This is a genomic window from Allobosea sp. LjRoot237 (assembly GCF_964253285.1).
Classification (GTDB): Bacteria; Pseudomonadota; Alphaproteobacteria; order Rhizobiales; family Beijerinckiaceae; genus Allobosea.
This window is the reverse complement of record NZ_CAXUQP020000001.1, coordinates 5,429,104-5,442,203: the sequence shown is the minus strand read 5'-3', so window position 1 is coordinate 5,442,203 and position 13,100 is coordinate 5,429,104. Positions and strand designations below refer to the sequence as shown.

Sequence of the window (13,100 nt, the reverse complement as noted above, 5' to 3'; positions counted from 1 at the left end):
TCGGCGGCGGGCTGTCAGTGCAGGTTCGGCTGGGCGCCTGCGCCCTTCTCGTCGATCACGTGCCCGGTGGCGAAGCGGTCGAGCCGGTAGGCGGCCGCGACCGGGTGCGGCTGCCCCGTTGCGATCAGATGGGCGAAGCAGAAGCCCGAGGCCGGCGTCGCCTTGAAGCCGCCATAGCACCAGCCGGCATTGAGATAGAGGCCGTCGACCGGTGCGAGGTCGATGATCGGCGAGCCGTCCATCGACATGTCCATGACCCCGCCCCAATGGCGCAGCATCCGCACCCGGCCGAGACCCGGCCACAGCGCCATCGCCGATTCCATCACGTCCTCGATCACCGGCAGGTTGCCGCGCTGGGCGTAGGAATTGTAGCCGTCGATATCGCCGCCGAAGACGAGGCCGCCCTTGTCGGACTGGCTGATGTAGAAGTGCCCGGCGCCGAAGGTGACGACGCCGTCGATCAGCGGCTTGAGGCCCTCCGAGACGAAGGCCTGCAGGACATGGGTCTCGATCGGCAGGCGCAGGCCCGCCATCGCCGCGACCCGCGACGAGTTGCCTGCGACCGCCATGGCGATCTTCTTCGCCCGGATCGGCCCGCGCGAGGTCTCGACACCGACGACGCGCCCGCCCGACATGGTGAAGCCGGTGACCTCGCAGTTCTGGATCATGTCGACGCTGCGGCTGTCGGCGGCGCGCGCAAAGCCCCAGGCGACGGCGTCGTGCCGGGCCGAGCCACCGCGGCGCTGCAGCAATCCGCCCTCGATCGGGAAGCGGGCATTGTCAAAGTCCAGATAGGGCAGCATCGCCCGGACCTGCTCGGTGCCGAGCAGTTCGGCATCGACCCCGGCGAGCCGCATCGCGTTGCCGCGCCGGGCGAAGGCGTCGCGCTGTGCGTCGGAATGATAGAGGTTCAGCACGCCGCGCTGGCTGACCATGGCGTTGTAGTTCAGGTCCTGCTCAAGCCCCTCCCAGAGCTTCATCGAGAGCTCGTAGAAGGGAGTGTTGCCGGGTAAGAGGTAGTTCGAGCGGATGATCGTGGTGTTGCGGCCGACATTGCCGGAGCCGAGATAGCCCTTCTCCAGTACCGCGACATTGCTGATGCCGTGCCGGCTGGCGAGGTAATGCGCCGTCGCCAGGCCGTGGCCGCCGCCACCGATGATGATGACATCGTATTCGGGCTTCGGCGCGGGATCGCGCCAGGCCGGAGTCCAGCCCTTGTGGCCCTGAAGGGTCTGCGACAGCAGCGAGAAGATGGAATAGCGCATCGACGGGTCCGGGCGGTCTTGTCTTCAGGAGATTGACCGACATAGGCTCGCCGACATGCTCGATAGCGACACGCGATTGTCCGATAGCGACGACAGTACGCCGAACCACATCGGCTTCCTGCTGATCCCGGACTTTGCGCTGCTGCCCTATGCCTCGGCGATCGAGCCGCTGCGCGCCGCCAACCGGCTCTCGGGCCGGCCGCTTTATCGCTGGAGCCATGTCTCGATCGACGGCGCCGCGGCGCCGGCCTCGAACGGTGTCGCCATCGCCGCCGATGCCAGTGTCGGCGCCGAGCTTCGGCTCGACTACCTCTTCGTCTGCGCCGGCGGCAATCCGGCGCTCTTCCAGCATCAGCCGACCTTCGCCTGGCTGCGCCAGCTCGCGCGGCGTGGCGTCCGGATCGGCGGCGTCTCGGGCGGACCCTATCTGCTGGCGCGCGCCAACCTCCTCGCCGGTTATCGCTTCACGATCCACTGGGAGCATGCCCCAGCCTTGCTGGAGGAATATCCCAACCTCGACCTGCGGCGCTCCTTGTACGAGATCGACCGCGACCGGCTGACCTGCAGCGGTGGCACCGCGCCGCTCGACATGATGCACGCCGTGATCGCACGCGAGCACGGCAGCGAGCTGGCGCTCGCTGTCAGCGAATGGTTCCTCCAGACCCATGTCCGCGAGGGCGCGGGGCCCCAACGCATGCCGCTGCGCGAGCGGCTCGGCATCGCGCATGCGCCCCTGCTGCGCGTGATCGCACGCATGGAACAGACCATCGAGACCCCCGAACCGCGTGAGGAGCTCGCCCGACTCGCCAATGTTTCTTTGCGCCAGCTCGAACGCCTGTTTCGCCAGCATCTCGGCCGCTCGCTCGGCGAGCACTACCTCGCTTTGCGCCTCGACCGTGCCCGCGACCTGCTGCGCCAGACCAGCCTGTCGATCCTCGAGACGGCTCTCGCCTGCGGCTTTGCCAGCGCTAGTCATTTCTCGCGCAGCTATCGCGAGCGCTTCGGCCATCCGCCGCGAGCCGAGCGGCTTCAGAAGGCCCGTCCGGATCGGCGCTGAGAGTCAAGAAAGCGTCGCACTGCGTCAAATCTGTGCGCCGATCCGCCGGAAGCTAGAGCTTCAAATAAAACAAGGGGATCGCAGCCGATGAAACGACTGACCGCTTTGGCGCTCGCAGTCGCAGCCACGCTCGCCGCCGTGCCGGCCTTCGCACAGGACACGCTCGCCAAGATCAAGGAGAAGGGCGTCCTCACCGTCGGCGTCAAGAACGACTACAAGCCCTGGGGCTTCCTCGATCCGTCGGGCAAGATCGTCGGCCTCGAGATCGATCTAGCCCAGGAGGTTGCGGGCAAGATCGGCGTGAAGCTCGAAATGGTGCCGGTGATCGCCGCCAACCGCATCGAGTTCCTGCGCCAGGGCCGCATCGACATGATCCTGGCGACGCTCGGCGACACGCAGGACCGGCGCAAGCAGATCGGCATGATCGAGCCGAACTACTATGCGGGGGCCACCAATGTGCTCGCGCCCAAGAGCGCTGGCCTGAAGAAATGGGAAGACCTCAAGGGCCGCAAGGTCTGCGCCGTGCAGGGCGCCTATTACAATCGCCGCGTCTCGCAGATCTATGCGCCGGACATGGTCGTGTTCCCCTCGGTGCCGGACGGGCTGAACGCGTTGCAGGGCAACAACTGCGTCGCCTTCCTGTTCGACGACACGCTGATCGTCTCAACGCTGTCGGGCGGCGATCCGAAATGGGCGAACTACGAGATGCCGCTGACCTCCGAGGACCCGCAACTCTGGGCGATCGGCGTGCGCCTCGACGATCTCGACGGCCCCTTCGCCAAGCTGGTCAAGGACATGTCGGTCGACTGGCACAAGAGCGGCAAGCTGCTCGCGCTCGAGACCAAATGGGGCATCAAGCAGAGCCCCTATCTGATCGAGACCAACAAGAAGCTGAAGGGCGGCTCGTAGCCTCGGTGCGTCATTCTCGGGCTTGCCCCGAGAATCTCATGACCAGAAGGCTCTGGTTTCCGAGATGGTCGGGTCAAGCCCGACCATGACGCACCAAGCTCACCCGCGATGTCGGACATGATCGCCGCTTTCTTCGAGCGCCTGAACGAGGCTCACGGCCTCAACTTCTCGATCTTCTACGACGCCTTCGACCGCTCGCGTTTCCTGACCGGGCTGTGGACGACGACCTATATCTGCATCGTCTCGATCCTGGCCTCGCTCGCGATCGGGCTGCTTGGCGTCTGGATAGCCGGCAGCAATTCTCGGCTCGGCCGGCTCCTGGTGCGGGCTTACGTCCAGTTCTTCCGGAACACGCCGCCGCTGGTGCAGCTCTCCTTCTTCTACTTCGCCGTGGGTAGCCTGCTGCCGACAGTCTCGGACGGCTTCGGCGGGCAGTCGCCCCTCGTCAGCGGTACCGGCTGGGCGATCGTCTCGCTCTCGCTCTTCGCCGGCGCCTTCAACGTCGAGATCTTCCGCGCCGGGATCGAGGCGGTACCGGAGACGATGGTCGAGGCGGCGGAATCGCTCGGCTATACCCGCTTCCAGCTCTGGCGCCAGATCGTGCTGCCGCTCGCCTTCCGCATCTGCCTGCCGGCGCTCAACAACAACCTCGTCAACCTCGTGAAGACCACCACGCTCGCCTACGCCATCGGCGTACCCGAACTGCTCTACGCCGCCTCGCAGATCTGGTCCGAGGTCTTCAATGTCCGCGAGATGATGAACGTGCTGCTTGTGGCCTATGTGCTGCTCGTCGCAGTGCTGGTCTGGGTGATGCATCGCTGGGAGCGGGCCATGCGCATTCCGGGCTACATGCCATGAAGACTGTCGCAACCGATCTCCCGGTCCTGAAGCCATTCCGCGCGCCGTCGATCGCGCCGAGCGGGCTCGCCGCACCGGCTCTGCTCAGCGCTGGCCTCGTCGCCGGTGTCGTCATCGTCTTCGCCGCCTCCCTTGCCGTGGCGCAGGTGACGGCTCCCACCGCGCGCGACAGCGCCGTCACCATCCTGCTGCGCTGGGCGCCGCTGATCTTCCAGGGCTTCCTGTTCAACCTGCTGATCAGCTTCCTTTCCATGGCGCTGGGGACCGCGGTCGGCGTGCTGTTCGGCATCGGCCAGGTCTCGCCATCGGCGGCGCTGCGCAAGCCGGCCTGGGCAGCGACGCAGTTCTTCCGCAACGCACCCTGGCTCGTCCTGCTGTTCTACGCGATGTTCCTCCTGCCCTTCGAGATCAGGCTCGGGCCGGTCACCATCGCCTTCCCGGCCTGGGTCAAGGCGATCATCGGGCTCGCGCTGCCGGTCGCGGCCAATGTCTCGGAGATCGTGCGCGGCGGCATTCGCTCGATCCCCTCCGGCCAGTGGGAATCGGCCGAGGCGCTCGCCTTCACCCGCCGCCAGACGATGTGGATGATCATCCTGCCGCAGGCGGTGAAACGGATGCTGCCGCCCTGGATGAACCTCTACGCCATCCTGACCATGGCGACGACGCTGATCTCGGTCGTCGGCATCCAGGACGGACTCACCATCACGCGCGCCGCCCTCGTCGCGGAGAGCAGGCCGGAGCTGATGCTGCCGATGTACCTGCTGCTGATGATGATGTTCTTCGCCTATTGCTATCCGATCGCGCGCCTCACCATGGCGCTCGAGCGCCGCTTCAATGTGAAGGGATGACCATGGCCGCCAAGCACCAACTCGGCGAGCCGGTCGTCGTCGTCGAGGGCGTCGAGAAGGCGTTCGGCGCCTTCGCGGTGCTCAAGGATGTGAGCCTCACCATCCGCCGCGGGGAGACTGTCTGCATCATCGGCCCGTCCGGCTCGGGCAAATCGACGCTGCTGCGCTGCATCAACGCGCTGGTGCCGATCAGCCGGGGCTCGATCACCGTCGCCGGCCGACAGGTCAACGATTCCGCTCTGGACAAGCTTGCGCTGCGCCGCGATGTCGGCATCGTCTTCCAGCAATACAATCTCTTCCCGCACAAGACGGCACTGCAGAACGTGATGATGGCGCCGGTCCATGTGCTGAAGCAGGACCGCGCCGAGGTCGAGGAGCGGGCCAAGCGCCTGCTTGCAAAGGTCGGCCTCTCGCACAAGCACGACGCCTATCCCGGCGAACTCTCCGGCGGCCAACAGCAGCGCGTCGCCATCGCCCGCTCGCTGGCGATGAACCCGAAGGTCATGCTCTTCGACGAGGTCACCGCCGCGCTCGACCCCGAGACCAAGAAGGAGGTGCTGGTCACCATCCGCGACCTCGCGGCCGAGGGTATGACCTGCATCCTGGTCACCCACGAGATGGGCTTCGCCCGCGAGGTCGCTGACCATGTCTACTTCACCGATGGCGGCGTGATCGTCGAGCACGCGCCGCCGGCCGAGTTCTTCGGGGCGCCGCGCGAGACCCGCACCCGCGCTTTCCTCGAGCAGGTTCTCTGAGGCGGCAGGTGCCTGAGCCGGATGTCGCGTCCCGACCGGTCAATGTCGCAAAACCGGCCGGCTCCGCCAGGCGCCGGAGCCAAGAATGAACGCAGTCATTCGAAAGCGCAGCCCATGACCGTCCCGGCCTCCGACCCCAAATCCGTCACCGGCAAGCCCCTCGCCATCGCCGAGAGCGTCGATGTCCTCGTCGTCGGCGCCGGCCCAGCCGGTCTCGCAGCTGCGATCGGGGCGGCAGCGCGGGGCTTGAGTGTCCTGCTGGTCGATGAGAACCCCGTTCCGTTCAAGACGATGGGGGACGAGGTGCCGCTGCATTTCGGCCAGGGGATGGCGGCGAGCGTCCGCAACCGCAACGCCATGATGGAGGCGTTCGTCACCTCCGAGCCGCGGATCGCCGAGGCCTTCGAGGCCGGCGTCGATCTCCGCCTCGGGACCGCCTGCTGGGCGCTCTACGCCAATGGTCCGGCGCTCGGCTGGATGCCCGGCCTGGTCGCCGGCCTCGCCGACGACGAGCGCAGTTTTCTGGTGCAGGCGGAGCACGTCATCCTCTCCTGTGGCCGCCGCGACATGGGCCTCGGCTTCCCCGGCTGGGAGAAGCCGGGCGTTATGGGCGCCACCGCCGCGCTCAGCCTTGCGACGCGCTATGGCGCACTGGGTCCGCGCCGGATCGTGCTCCTCGGCTCGAGCACGGAGGCGCTGACCGCGGCGCTGGCGCTACGCGAGGCAGGCGCCACGATCGTCGCCATCGTCGAGCAGGCGTCCGAGGCCATCGGCGATGCGACGCTGCTCGCCAGTCTGCGCGAAGGCGGCACGGAGATCGTGACGCGCCATATCGTGCGCGAGGCCGCCGGTCGCGACAGCGTCGAAGCGGCACTGCTGGCGAAGATCGACGAGAACGGCAAGCCTGCGGAAGAGGAACACGCCCTCGCCTGTGACGGCATCGTGCTGGCTGTCGGCACCACCCCGGTCGTCGATCTGATCGACGCAGCCGGCTGCAAAATGGCGTTCCAGGCCGAGCGCGGCGGCTACGCGCCGGTACTCGACGCGAACCAGAGAACCAGCGTCGCGAACGTCTATGCGATCGGCGACTGCGCCGGGATCTGGGCGGATAAGACACGCGACCGGACAATCGCCGAGGCGGAGGCGGTGCGTGCCATAGCTGCCCTCGGCACGACTGCAACTGATGAGCAGGCCCCGGCCTTGCCGGCCCCGGAATGCGATATCTCCGACTATCGCCTCGCCTGGGTCCGGGCGAGCGTCATCGAGGCGCGGGCCGAGTTCCATGTCTGCCAATGCGAGGAGGTGACGGCGCGCGAGATCCTCGAGGTCCGTCCACCGCGCTATCTCGATTGGCAGAACGAGCGCCGCAACGACCGCTCGCTCTCGGCGCTGCTCGGCGAAGGCCCGCCCGATCCCGACCAGGTCAAGCGCCTGACGCGCGCCGGCATGGGCCCCTGTCAGGGCCGCCGCTGCCGCGAACAGGTCGCCGCCCTGCTGGCGCTCGGCGCGGCGCAGCGGCTCTCGGCGATCCCGCTCGCGGGCTATCGGGCTCCGGTCAGGCCGATGCCGCTGTCGATGACGGCGCAGGTGCCCGAAGCGCCCGAGCAGGCCGAACATTGGGACACCTGGTTCGGCATGCACGCGCAATGGGTACCGTTCTGGGAGGTTCCGGAGCGCTACACCGTCGCAACCAATGACGCGACCGGCCCTGTCGCGAGCGAATGAGACCGAGGAGCTCTAACTCATGAGCGAGATCAAGGGAGCCTCGGTCGTGATCGTCGGCGGCGGCGTCACGGGCCTTTCCGCCGGCTGGTGGCTGGCGCAGGGCGGCATCGACGTGCTGGTGCTGGAAAAGGGCCTGATCGGCTGGGAGGCCTCCGGCCGCAATGGCGGCGGCTGCTCACACCACCATTCGCCCCTCTTCGCCGAGGAGCAGCGGCTCTGGCCGATCATGGACGAGTTGCTCGGCTATCCTACCGAATTCCGGGGGGAGCGCGTTCGCCTCGCCTCCAGCGAGCAGCAGATGGCACTCTATGGCCGTGCCCTGCGCAACGCCGAGCGGCAGGGCTTCCAATCGGAGGTGCTCGACGTCAAGCAGGCCAAGGAACTCGTCCCGCTTGCGGGCGACACCATCGTCGGCGGCTATCACTACAAGTTCGGCGGCCATGCCAACCCGCACCGGACGCTGCAGGGCTATGCCTGGGCGATGCAGGACCATGGCGGGCGCATCCTGCAGCACACCACCGTCACCGGCTTCCGGACCGAAGGCGGCCGCGTCACCGCCGTCGAGACCGATCGCGGCGAGGTCGGCTGCGACAGCCTTGTGCTCGCCGCCGGCCCGCAGACCGGGCGGCTCTCCGCCATGCTCGGGCAAGAGGTGCCGGTGCAGTCGGCCCGCTGCGAGATGATCGTGACCGAGCCGCTGCCGCTGATGCCGCTCGGCGGTGTCGATGGCTGCGGGCTCTATGGCCGCCAGACACTGCGCGGCAATCTCGCCTATGGCGGTGGGCCGCATGAATGGCTGGCGCTGGCCGAAGAGGGCACGCTGCCTAAACCGACCACACCGCTGATGTTGCACATGGGCAGGCGCCTCGCCGAATTGCTGCCCAGGGCGGCGCATGCCCGCATCATCCGCTCCTGGGCCGGCGTCGTCGAGAACACGCCGGACGGCCGGCCGGTGATCGACCGCCTTGCTTCACAGGCCAATGTCGTGGTGGCGACGCTGTCGAGCGTCGGCTTCGGCCTCTCGCCGGCGAGCGGGCGGGCGATCCGCGATCTCGTGGTGGATGGCGCCTGCGGCTTCGCCGACATCTCGAGTTTCAGGCTGGCGCGTTTCGCCGAGCTGGAGCCGGACTGGCGCGAGTTGCAGGGCTGGCAGGTGACCGCCGCGACCGAGGCATTGGCGGCGTAGTCTCGCGACAGATCAATCTCGCCCTGCAATCTCAAGTTGACGTTGCGTAATGTTGCGTTAATCTCCGCGCTATTCTTGCAATCCGCCTTTCGACAGTGTTTCGCGCGAGCCGCACTGCGACAGCCGGATCGCGAACGTCTTGCGTGTCGGAGGGCAGCATGCTCGGCCTTGAACTTCTTCGCAGGCTCTATCCATCGGCAGAGGAGGCCAATCTCCGCCACTTCTCCGAACAATCCGGCAGCTTGTTGCCGGAGTTCGGTATTTCCGAGCGGCGCAATCGACTGCATTTCTTCCTTGCCCAGATGGGCCATGAGTCCGGCGGACTGCGGATCCGCAGTGAGAACATGAACTATTCGGCAAGGCGCATGATGCAGGTCTGGCCAGCGCGCTTTCCGACGCTGGCCTCGACGGACGGCCTTGCCGGCAACCCGGAAGCCCTTGCCAACAAGGTCTATGGCGGGCGCATGGGCAACGACAAGCCAGGGGACGGCTTCAGGTTTCGCGGTCGAGGCTATATCCAGATCACCGGCCGCGAGGGTTATCGCGAGGTCGGCGACCAGGCCGGGCTGAATCTGGAAAGGAATCCGGAGCTCGCTCTGGAACCGGAGCACGCGTTACGGATCGCCTGCGCCTTCTGGACCTGGAAACGGATCAACCCGCTTTGCGATCAGGGCGACTTCGTCGCTCTCACCAAGCGGATAAACGGGGGCACCGTCGGGCTTCAGGATCGCTTCCACTGGTTGGAGAGGGTCCAGGAGATCGTCGCGTGGCCAGGCACGGCAGCCCCGGCGGTCGAGCTCAAGGAAATCGCGCTCTCGACCGCGCGACTCAAGGCGATCCAGATCAAGCTTGCCGATCTCGGCCTTTATCAGGGCTCGATCGATGGCATCTTCGGCAAGAACAGCCGCACTGCCCTCAAGATATTCCAAGCCGAAACGGGGCTGCCGAAGAACGGCCTTCTGGATCAGAAGACTATCGACGCCCTCGGCGTGTGACGCTCATTGCAGTGCGATCGTCACATCCGAGCGCGCTCGCGAGGAGCAGGCGAGGATGTAGCCCTGCGCTTCCTCCTCGGGTGAGATCCCGCCTTCGTGCCGCATCTCGACGGAGCCCTCGACGAGAGCGACCCTGCAGGTGCCGCACATCCCCAAGGCGCAGCCGCAGGGGATGATAATGGTCTGGCGCGTCGCCGCCTGCAGCAGCGTTTCGCCCGGCTGCGCGGTGAAATGCTTGTCGCCGAACGTGACCGCATAGCCTCCAGCCGGTGCATCGGCTGGGACCGGAGGCGGCGCGACGGCTGCGACAGCGCCGAAATGCTCGACATGGAAGAGTTCGCGCGTGCCACCCTCGGCGGCATGGATCAGCCGCGCCTCCTCCATGAAGCCGGCGGGACCGCAGCAGAAGACCTCGCGGCGCCCGTAATCCGGCAGCGCGACCGAGACCAGCCTTCGGCCGAGCCGGCCGCTGAAGCCGAACCAGCCGGGCTCCGGCCGGCTGACGAGCATCGCGACTTTCAGTTTCGGCATCCGCGCCTGCAGTTCGGCGAGTTCACCGGCGAACAGGATGTCGCGCGGCATGCGCGCCGCATGGAGCCAGTGCACATCGGTATCAGGCGCAGTCGCCGCGAGGTGGCGCAGCATCGCCATCAACGGGCTCGCACCCGAGCCGGCCGAGATCAGAGCGAGCCTGTCGGTCGTGCGATTGTCGATGGTGAAGCGGCCCTTCGGCGGCCGGCCTTCGAGCCGCGCGCCCACCACGAGCTCATCGTGCAGCCAGCGGGTGGCGCGGCCCTTGGCATGAGCCTTGATCGTCATCGCGATCGTGCCCGAGACGTCAGGCGCCGAGGCGAGCGAGAAGGTGCGGAACAGGGTCTCGCCGTCGATCTGCAGCTTCAGCGTCATCGACTGGCCGGCGGCATAGGCGGGCACGCCCTCCTCGGGTCGGAAGACGAAAGTCTTCACGTCATGCGTCTCATAGCGGATGCCGGCGACGGTCAGTTGCAGCAGGCCGGCCGAGGATGCGTCCGCTGTCGGCGCGTCCAGGCTATCGCCGCTCATTCGGCGGCCATCCTGAACGGAGCGGGCTCGCCGGCATAGGCCGCCATCTTGCCGGCATACCAGTTGGTGAAATTGATCAGCATGAACTCGGTCGGGGCGTAAGGCCCGGGCTGGTAGCCCATCGAGCGGATGCCGGCATGGTTCACCGCCGCGAGCTCGGCATCCTGCGCATTGGTCGCGATCCAGACCTCGGTCAGCCGCTGGATGTCGTAATCGATGCCTTCGACCGCATCCTCATGCACCAGCCAGGTCGTGCGCACCGCGGTCTTGTCCTGCGAGAGCGGCAGCACCCGGAAATGCAGGATGTGATCGGCGAGGAAGTGGTTCCAGTTGTTCGGCACGCGGAACATCCTGACCGAGCCGAGATCGGGTTCAGTGAAATCCGCGAGCAGCTTCCGGCAGGCCGGTCCGCCATCGAGCGTGAACGACAGCGCCCCTTCATGGAACGGCAGGCGGATGCAGCGGAACTCCTCTCCGCCATCGACAGGCTGATGCGGCAGGCCCAGTGCATCCCACTTCGCCGTCTTGCGATCCATCAGCCCCTTGAACTCGGCCGGCCCGCGCGGATCGTCCGGCAGTGCGAACTCGACCAGCGTCACCAGGAGCTCGGGATGGTTGCCGGCGCAGTGGTAGCACTCGCGATTATTCTCGATGACGAGCTTCCAGTTGGCGTCCTCGATCAAGGTCATCTCGAAGGCAACCTTGGTGCGCTCCGGCATATGCGGCGCGATATAGGGCGTCACCGCCTCGCGATAGCGCGTCAGGTCGGGGGGATCATCGGCAAGGCAGATATAGACCATGCCGCAGATCACCTCGACATGCACGGGCTTCAGCCCATGGGCCGAGCGGTCGAAATCTGCAGGCATCTGGCGGGCGTTGAGCAGCGAGCCGTCGAGCTCGTAGACCCATTGGTGATAGGGGCAGACGAGGCGGTTGGCGCGGCCCTTCTCATGGCCACAGATGCGCGAACCGCGATGACGGCAGCTGTTATGGAAGGCGCGCACCTGACCGTCGCGGTCGCGCAGCACGATCACCGGATTCTCGCCGACCGTTAGAGTGAGATAGTCGCCCGGTTTCCTGATCTCGCAGGCATTGCAGGCGAACAGCCAATCGGTCTCGAACACCACCTTGATGTCGGTCTCGTGCATTGCCGGGTCGACATAGAAGGCCTGCGGCAGGCTGAAGCCCTCGCGTCGCTCGGCGAGGAGCTGGCGGATGCGGTCGCGATCGATCATCGGCTGAGACCCTGCGGGTGTGTAGGCCACGATCTTGCGCCGCCGGAGGGCGGAGAGGCCGGAATATTCCGACCTGGCTGGCAAGCTTTCCGACGAACGCATGTCGCTTTCATTGCAACAATGTCGGAAATCCGCTTTCCTTGGAACGGCTCCAGGCCGGATCATCGCTGGAGGAGGTCAAGGCATGAGCGAGGCGCCAGCCGGCACCCAGATCGTCACTCTCTTGCTCGTCGAGGGTTTCTCGATGATGAGCGTGGCCTCGGCCATCGAGCCGCTGCGCTCGCTCAACCGGCTGATCGATCGGGAGGCCTGGCGCTGGCGGCTGGCGAGCCTCGATGGCGTCATCCTGGCCGCCTCGAACGGCATCCCGATCCCGACCGAGCCGGCCGAGACCGCCCTGCCCGGCTCGCATTACTTCCTTGTCTGCGGCGGCCTGCGCATCCAGTCGGTCGACGAGCGGCGCTATCTCGCGATCCTGCGCAAGGCGGTACGCGCCGGCATACGCGTCGGCTCGCTCTCCACCGGCACCTATCTGCTCGCCCGCGCCGGTCTGCTCGACGGCTATCGCTCGACGATCCATTGGGAGAACCGCCCGGCCTTCCAGGAGGAGTTCCCTGATCTGGTCTGTACCGATAAGCTCTACGAGATCGACCGCGACCGCATGACCTGCTCCGGCGGCACCGCGGCGATGGACCTGATGCTGCATCTCATCACGGAACGGCATGGCGCCGATCTTGCGCGCCGCGTCGCCAACCAGTTCCACCATGATCGTATCCGCGACGAGCGCGACAACCAGAGCGGCGGCCGGCTGGAGCGGATGACGAGCCTGCCGCCGGCCGTGCGCAACGCGGTCAGGCTGATGCAGCGCCATGTCGAGGACACGATCTCGATCGCCGAGATCGCCGGGAAGGTCGGCATGAGCCCGCGCCAGCTGGAGCGACTGTTCCTGCGTTATCTCCAGACCTCGCCGGCACGCTATTATCTCTCCCTGCGCATCGACCGGGCGCGGGAACTGCTCCTCTACTCCGATCGCCCGATCCTCGAGGTCGCGATCGCGGCCGGCTTCACCTCGACCTCGCATTTCGCCCACTGGTTCAGGAAGCTCCAGGGCGTGCGGCCGAGCCAGTTGCGCGGGCGGCCGGCGATCGACGAGGCGGCGACGGTCCCGATCGCCTGAGGCGAGCGCGCGGCAAGTCGTAACCGCG

General features: G+C 66.7%; 12 protein-coding genes. 9 read left to right on the top strand and 3 right to left on the bottom strand.

The genetic code is table 11. The features are described from left to right. Positions 1–14: 14 nt before the first annotated feature. Positions 15–1,265: a sarcosine oxidase subunit beta family protein gene (locus tag ACSQ24_RS26395; protein ID WP_436097561.1), complete on the bottom strand. Its 1,251-nt coding sequence runs from the start codon at positions 1,263–1,265 to the stop codon at positions 15–17. 55 nt (positions 1,266–1,320) lie between these two features. Between ACSQ24_RS26395 and ACSQ24_RS26390 the strand changes: the two genes are divergently transcribed. The 8 genes from ACSQ24_RS26390 to ACSQ24_RS26355 all read left to right on the top strand — a co-directional run bounded on the left by ACSQ24_RS26390 (position 1,321) and on the right by ACSQ24_RS26355 (position 9,598). Continuing rightward, positions 1,321–2,322, top strand: coding sequence for a GlxA family transcriptional regulator (locus ACSQ24_RS26390; RefSeq protein WP_436097560.1), 1,002 nt, complete (start codon positions 1,321–1,323; stop codon positions 2,320–2,322). 87 nt (positions 2,323–2,409) lie between these two features. After that, the gene (locus tag ACSQ24_RS26385) at positions 2,410–3,231 is read left to right on the top strand and encodes a transporter substrate-binding domain-containing protein (protein ID WP_436097559.1); all 822 of its coding nucleotides are present in this window, start codon (positions 2,410–2,412) and stop codon (positions 3,229–3,231) included. Between the two features lie 108 nt (positions 3,232–3,339). Next, on the top strand, positions 3,340–4,089 hold the full coding sequence (locus ACSQ24_RS26380) for an amino acid ABC transporter permease (protein WP_436097558.1): 750 nt from the start codon (positions 3,340–3,342) through the stop codon (positions 4,087–4,089). Then, a complete protein-coding gene (locus tag ACSQ24_RS26375; RefSeq protein WP_436097557.1) occupies positions 4,086–4,937 on the top strand; it encodes an amino acid ABC transporter permease in 852 nt (283 codons plus the stop codon). The genes ACSQ24_RS26380 and ACSQ24_RS26375 overlap by 4 nt, the downstream gene beginning before the upstream one ends. Positions 4,938–4,939: 2 nt before the next feature. After that, entirely contained in the window at positions 4,940–5,692 is a 753-nt protein-coding gene (locus ACSQ24_RS26370; protein ID WP_436097556.1) for an amino acid ABC transporter ATP-binding protein, read from the top strand. Positions 5,693–5,806: 114 nt separating this feature from the next. Next, positions 5,807–7,417: an FAD-dependent oxidoreductase gene (locus tag ACSQ24_RS26365; RefSeq protein WP_436097555.1), complete on the top strand. Its 1,611-nt coding sequence runs from the start codon at positions 5,807–5,809 to the stop codon at positions 7,415–7,417. 19 nt (positions 7,418–7,436) lie between these two features. Next, on the top strand, positions 7,437–8,603 hold the full coding sequence (locus ACSQ24_RS26360; RefSeq protein ID WP_436097554.1) for an NAD(P)/FAD-dependent oxidoreductase: 1,167 nt from the start codon (positions 7,437–7,439) through the stop codon (positions 8,601–8,603). A gap of 158 nt (positions 8,604–8,761) precedes the next feature. Further along, a complete protein-coding gene (locus tag ACSQ24_RS26355; RefSeq protein ID WP_436097553.1) occupies positions 8,762–9,598 on the top strand; it encodes a peptidoglycan-binding protein in 837 nt (278 codons plus the stop codon). Between the two features lie 3 nt (positions 9,599–9,601). Here ACSQ24_RS26355 and ACSQ24_RS26350 read toward each other — a convergent pair whose 3' ends face one another. Together ACSQ24_RS26350 and ACSQ24_RS26345 are read right to left on the bottom strand one after the other, a co-directional pair. Next, positions 9,602–10,660, bottom strand: a complete 1,059-nt coding sequence (locus tag ACSQ24_RS26350) for a 2Fe-2S iron-sulfur cluster-binding protein (RefSeq protein WP_436097552.1) — start codon at positions 10,658–10,660, stop codon at positions 9,602–9,604. Further along, entirely contained in the window at positions 10,657–11,895 is a 1,239-nt protein-coding gene (locus ACSQ24_RS26345) for an aromatic ring-hydroxylating oxygenase subunit alpha (protein ID WP_436097551.1), read from the bottom strand. The genes ACSQ24_RS26350 and ACSQ24_RS26345 overlap by 4 nt, the downstream gene beginning before the upstream one ends. Positions 11,896–12,079: 184 nt before the next feature. Here ACSQ24_RS26345 and ACSQ24_RS26340 point away from each other — a divergent pair, with 184 nt between their 5' ends. After that, the gene (locus ACSQ24_RS26340) at positions 12,080–13,072 is read left to right on the top strand and encodes a GlxA family transcriptional regulator (protein ID WP_436097550.1); all 993 of its coding nucleotides are present in this window, start codon (positions 12,080–12,082) and stop codon (positions 13,070–13,072) included. Positions 13,073–13,100: the final 28 nt, after the last annotated feature.

Excerpts from the sequence above, each read along its gene's own strand:
- ACSQ24_RS26395 (WP_436097561.1), bottom strand. The coding sequence starts at position 1,265 with ATGCGCTATTCCATCTTCTCGCTGCTGTCGCAGACCCTTCAGGGCCAC.
- ACSQ24_RS26390 (WP_436097560.1), top strand. The coding sequence starts at position 1,321 with ATGCTCGATAGCGACACGCGATTGTCCGATAGCGACGACAGTACGCCG.
- ACSQ24_RS26385 (WP_436097559.1), top strand. The coding sequence starts at position 2,410 with ATGAAACGACTGACCGCTTTGGCGCTCGCAGTCGCAGCCACGCTCGCC.
- ACSQ24_RS26380 (WP_436097558.1), top strand. The coding sequence starts at position 3,340 with ATGTCGGACATGATCGCCGCTTTCTTCGAGCGCCTGAACGAGGCTCAC.
- ACSQ24_RS26375 (WP_436097557.1), top strand. The coding sequence starts at position 4,086 with ATGAAGACTGTCGCAACCGATCTCCCGGTCCTGAAGCCATTCCGCGCG.
- ACSQ24_RS26370 (WP_436097556.1), top strand. The coding sequence starts at position 4,940 with ATGGCCGCCAAGCACCAACTCGGCGAGCCGGTCGTCGTCGTCGAGGGC.
- ACSQ24_RS26365 (WP_436097555.1), top strand. The coding sequence starts at position 5,807 with ATGACCGTCCCGGCCTCCGACCCCAAATCCGTCACCGGCAAGCCCCTC.
- ACSQ24_RS26360 (WP_436097554.1), top strand. The coding sequence starts at position 7,437 with ATGAGCGAGATCAAGGGAGCCTCGGTCGTGATCGTCGGCGGCGGCGTC.
- ACSQ24_RS26355 (WP_436097553.1), top strand. The coding sequence starts at position 8,762 with ATGCTCGGCCTTGAACTTCTTCGCAGGCTCTATCCATCGGCAGAGGAG.
- ACSQ24_RS26350 (WP_436097552.1), bottom strand. The coding sequence starts at position 10,660 with ATGAGCGGCGATAGCCTGGACGCGCCGACAGCGGACGCATCCTCGGCC.
- ACSQ24_RS26345 (WP_436097551.1), bottom strand. The coding sequence starts at position 11,895 with ATGATCGATCGCGACCGCATCCGCCAGCTCCTCGCCGAGCGACGCGAG.
- ACSQ24_RS26340 (WP_436097550.1), top strand. The coding sequence starts at position 12,080 with ATGAGCGAGGCGCCAGCCGGCACCCAGATCGTCACTCTCTTGCTCGTC.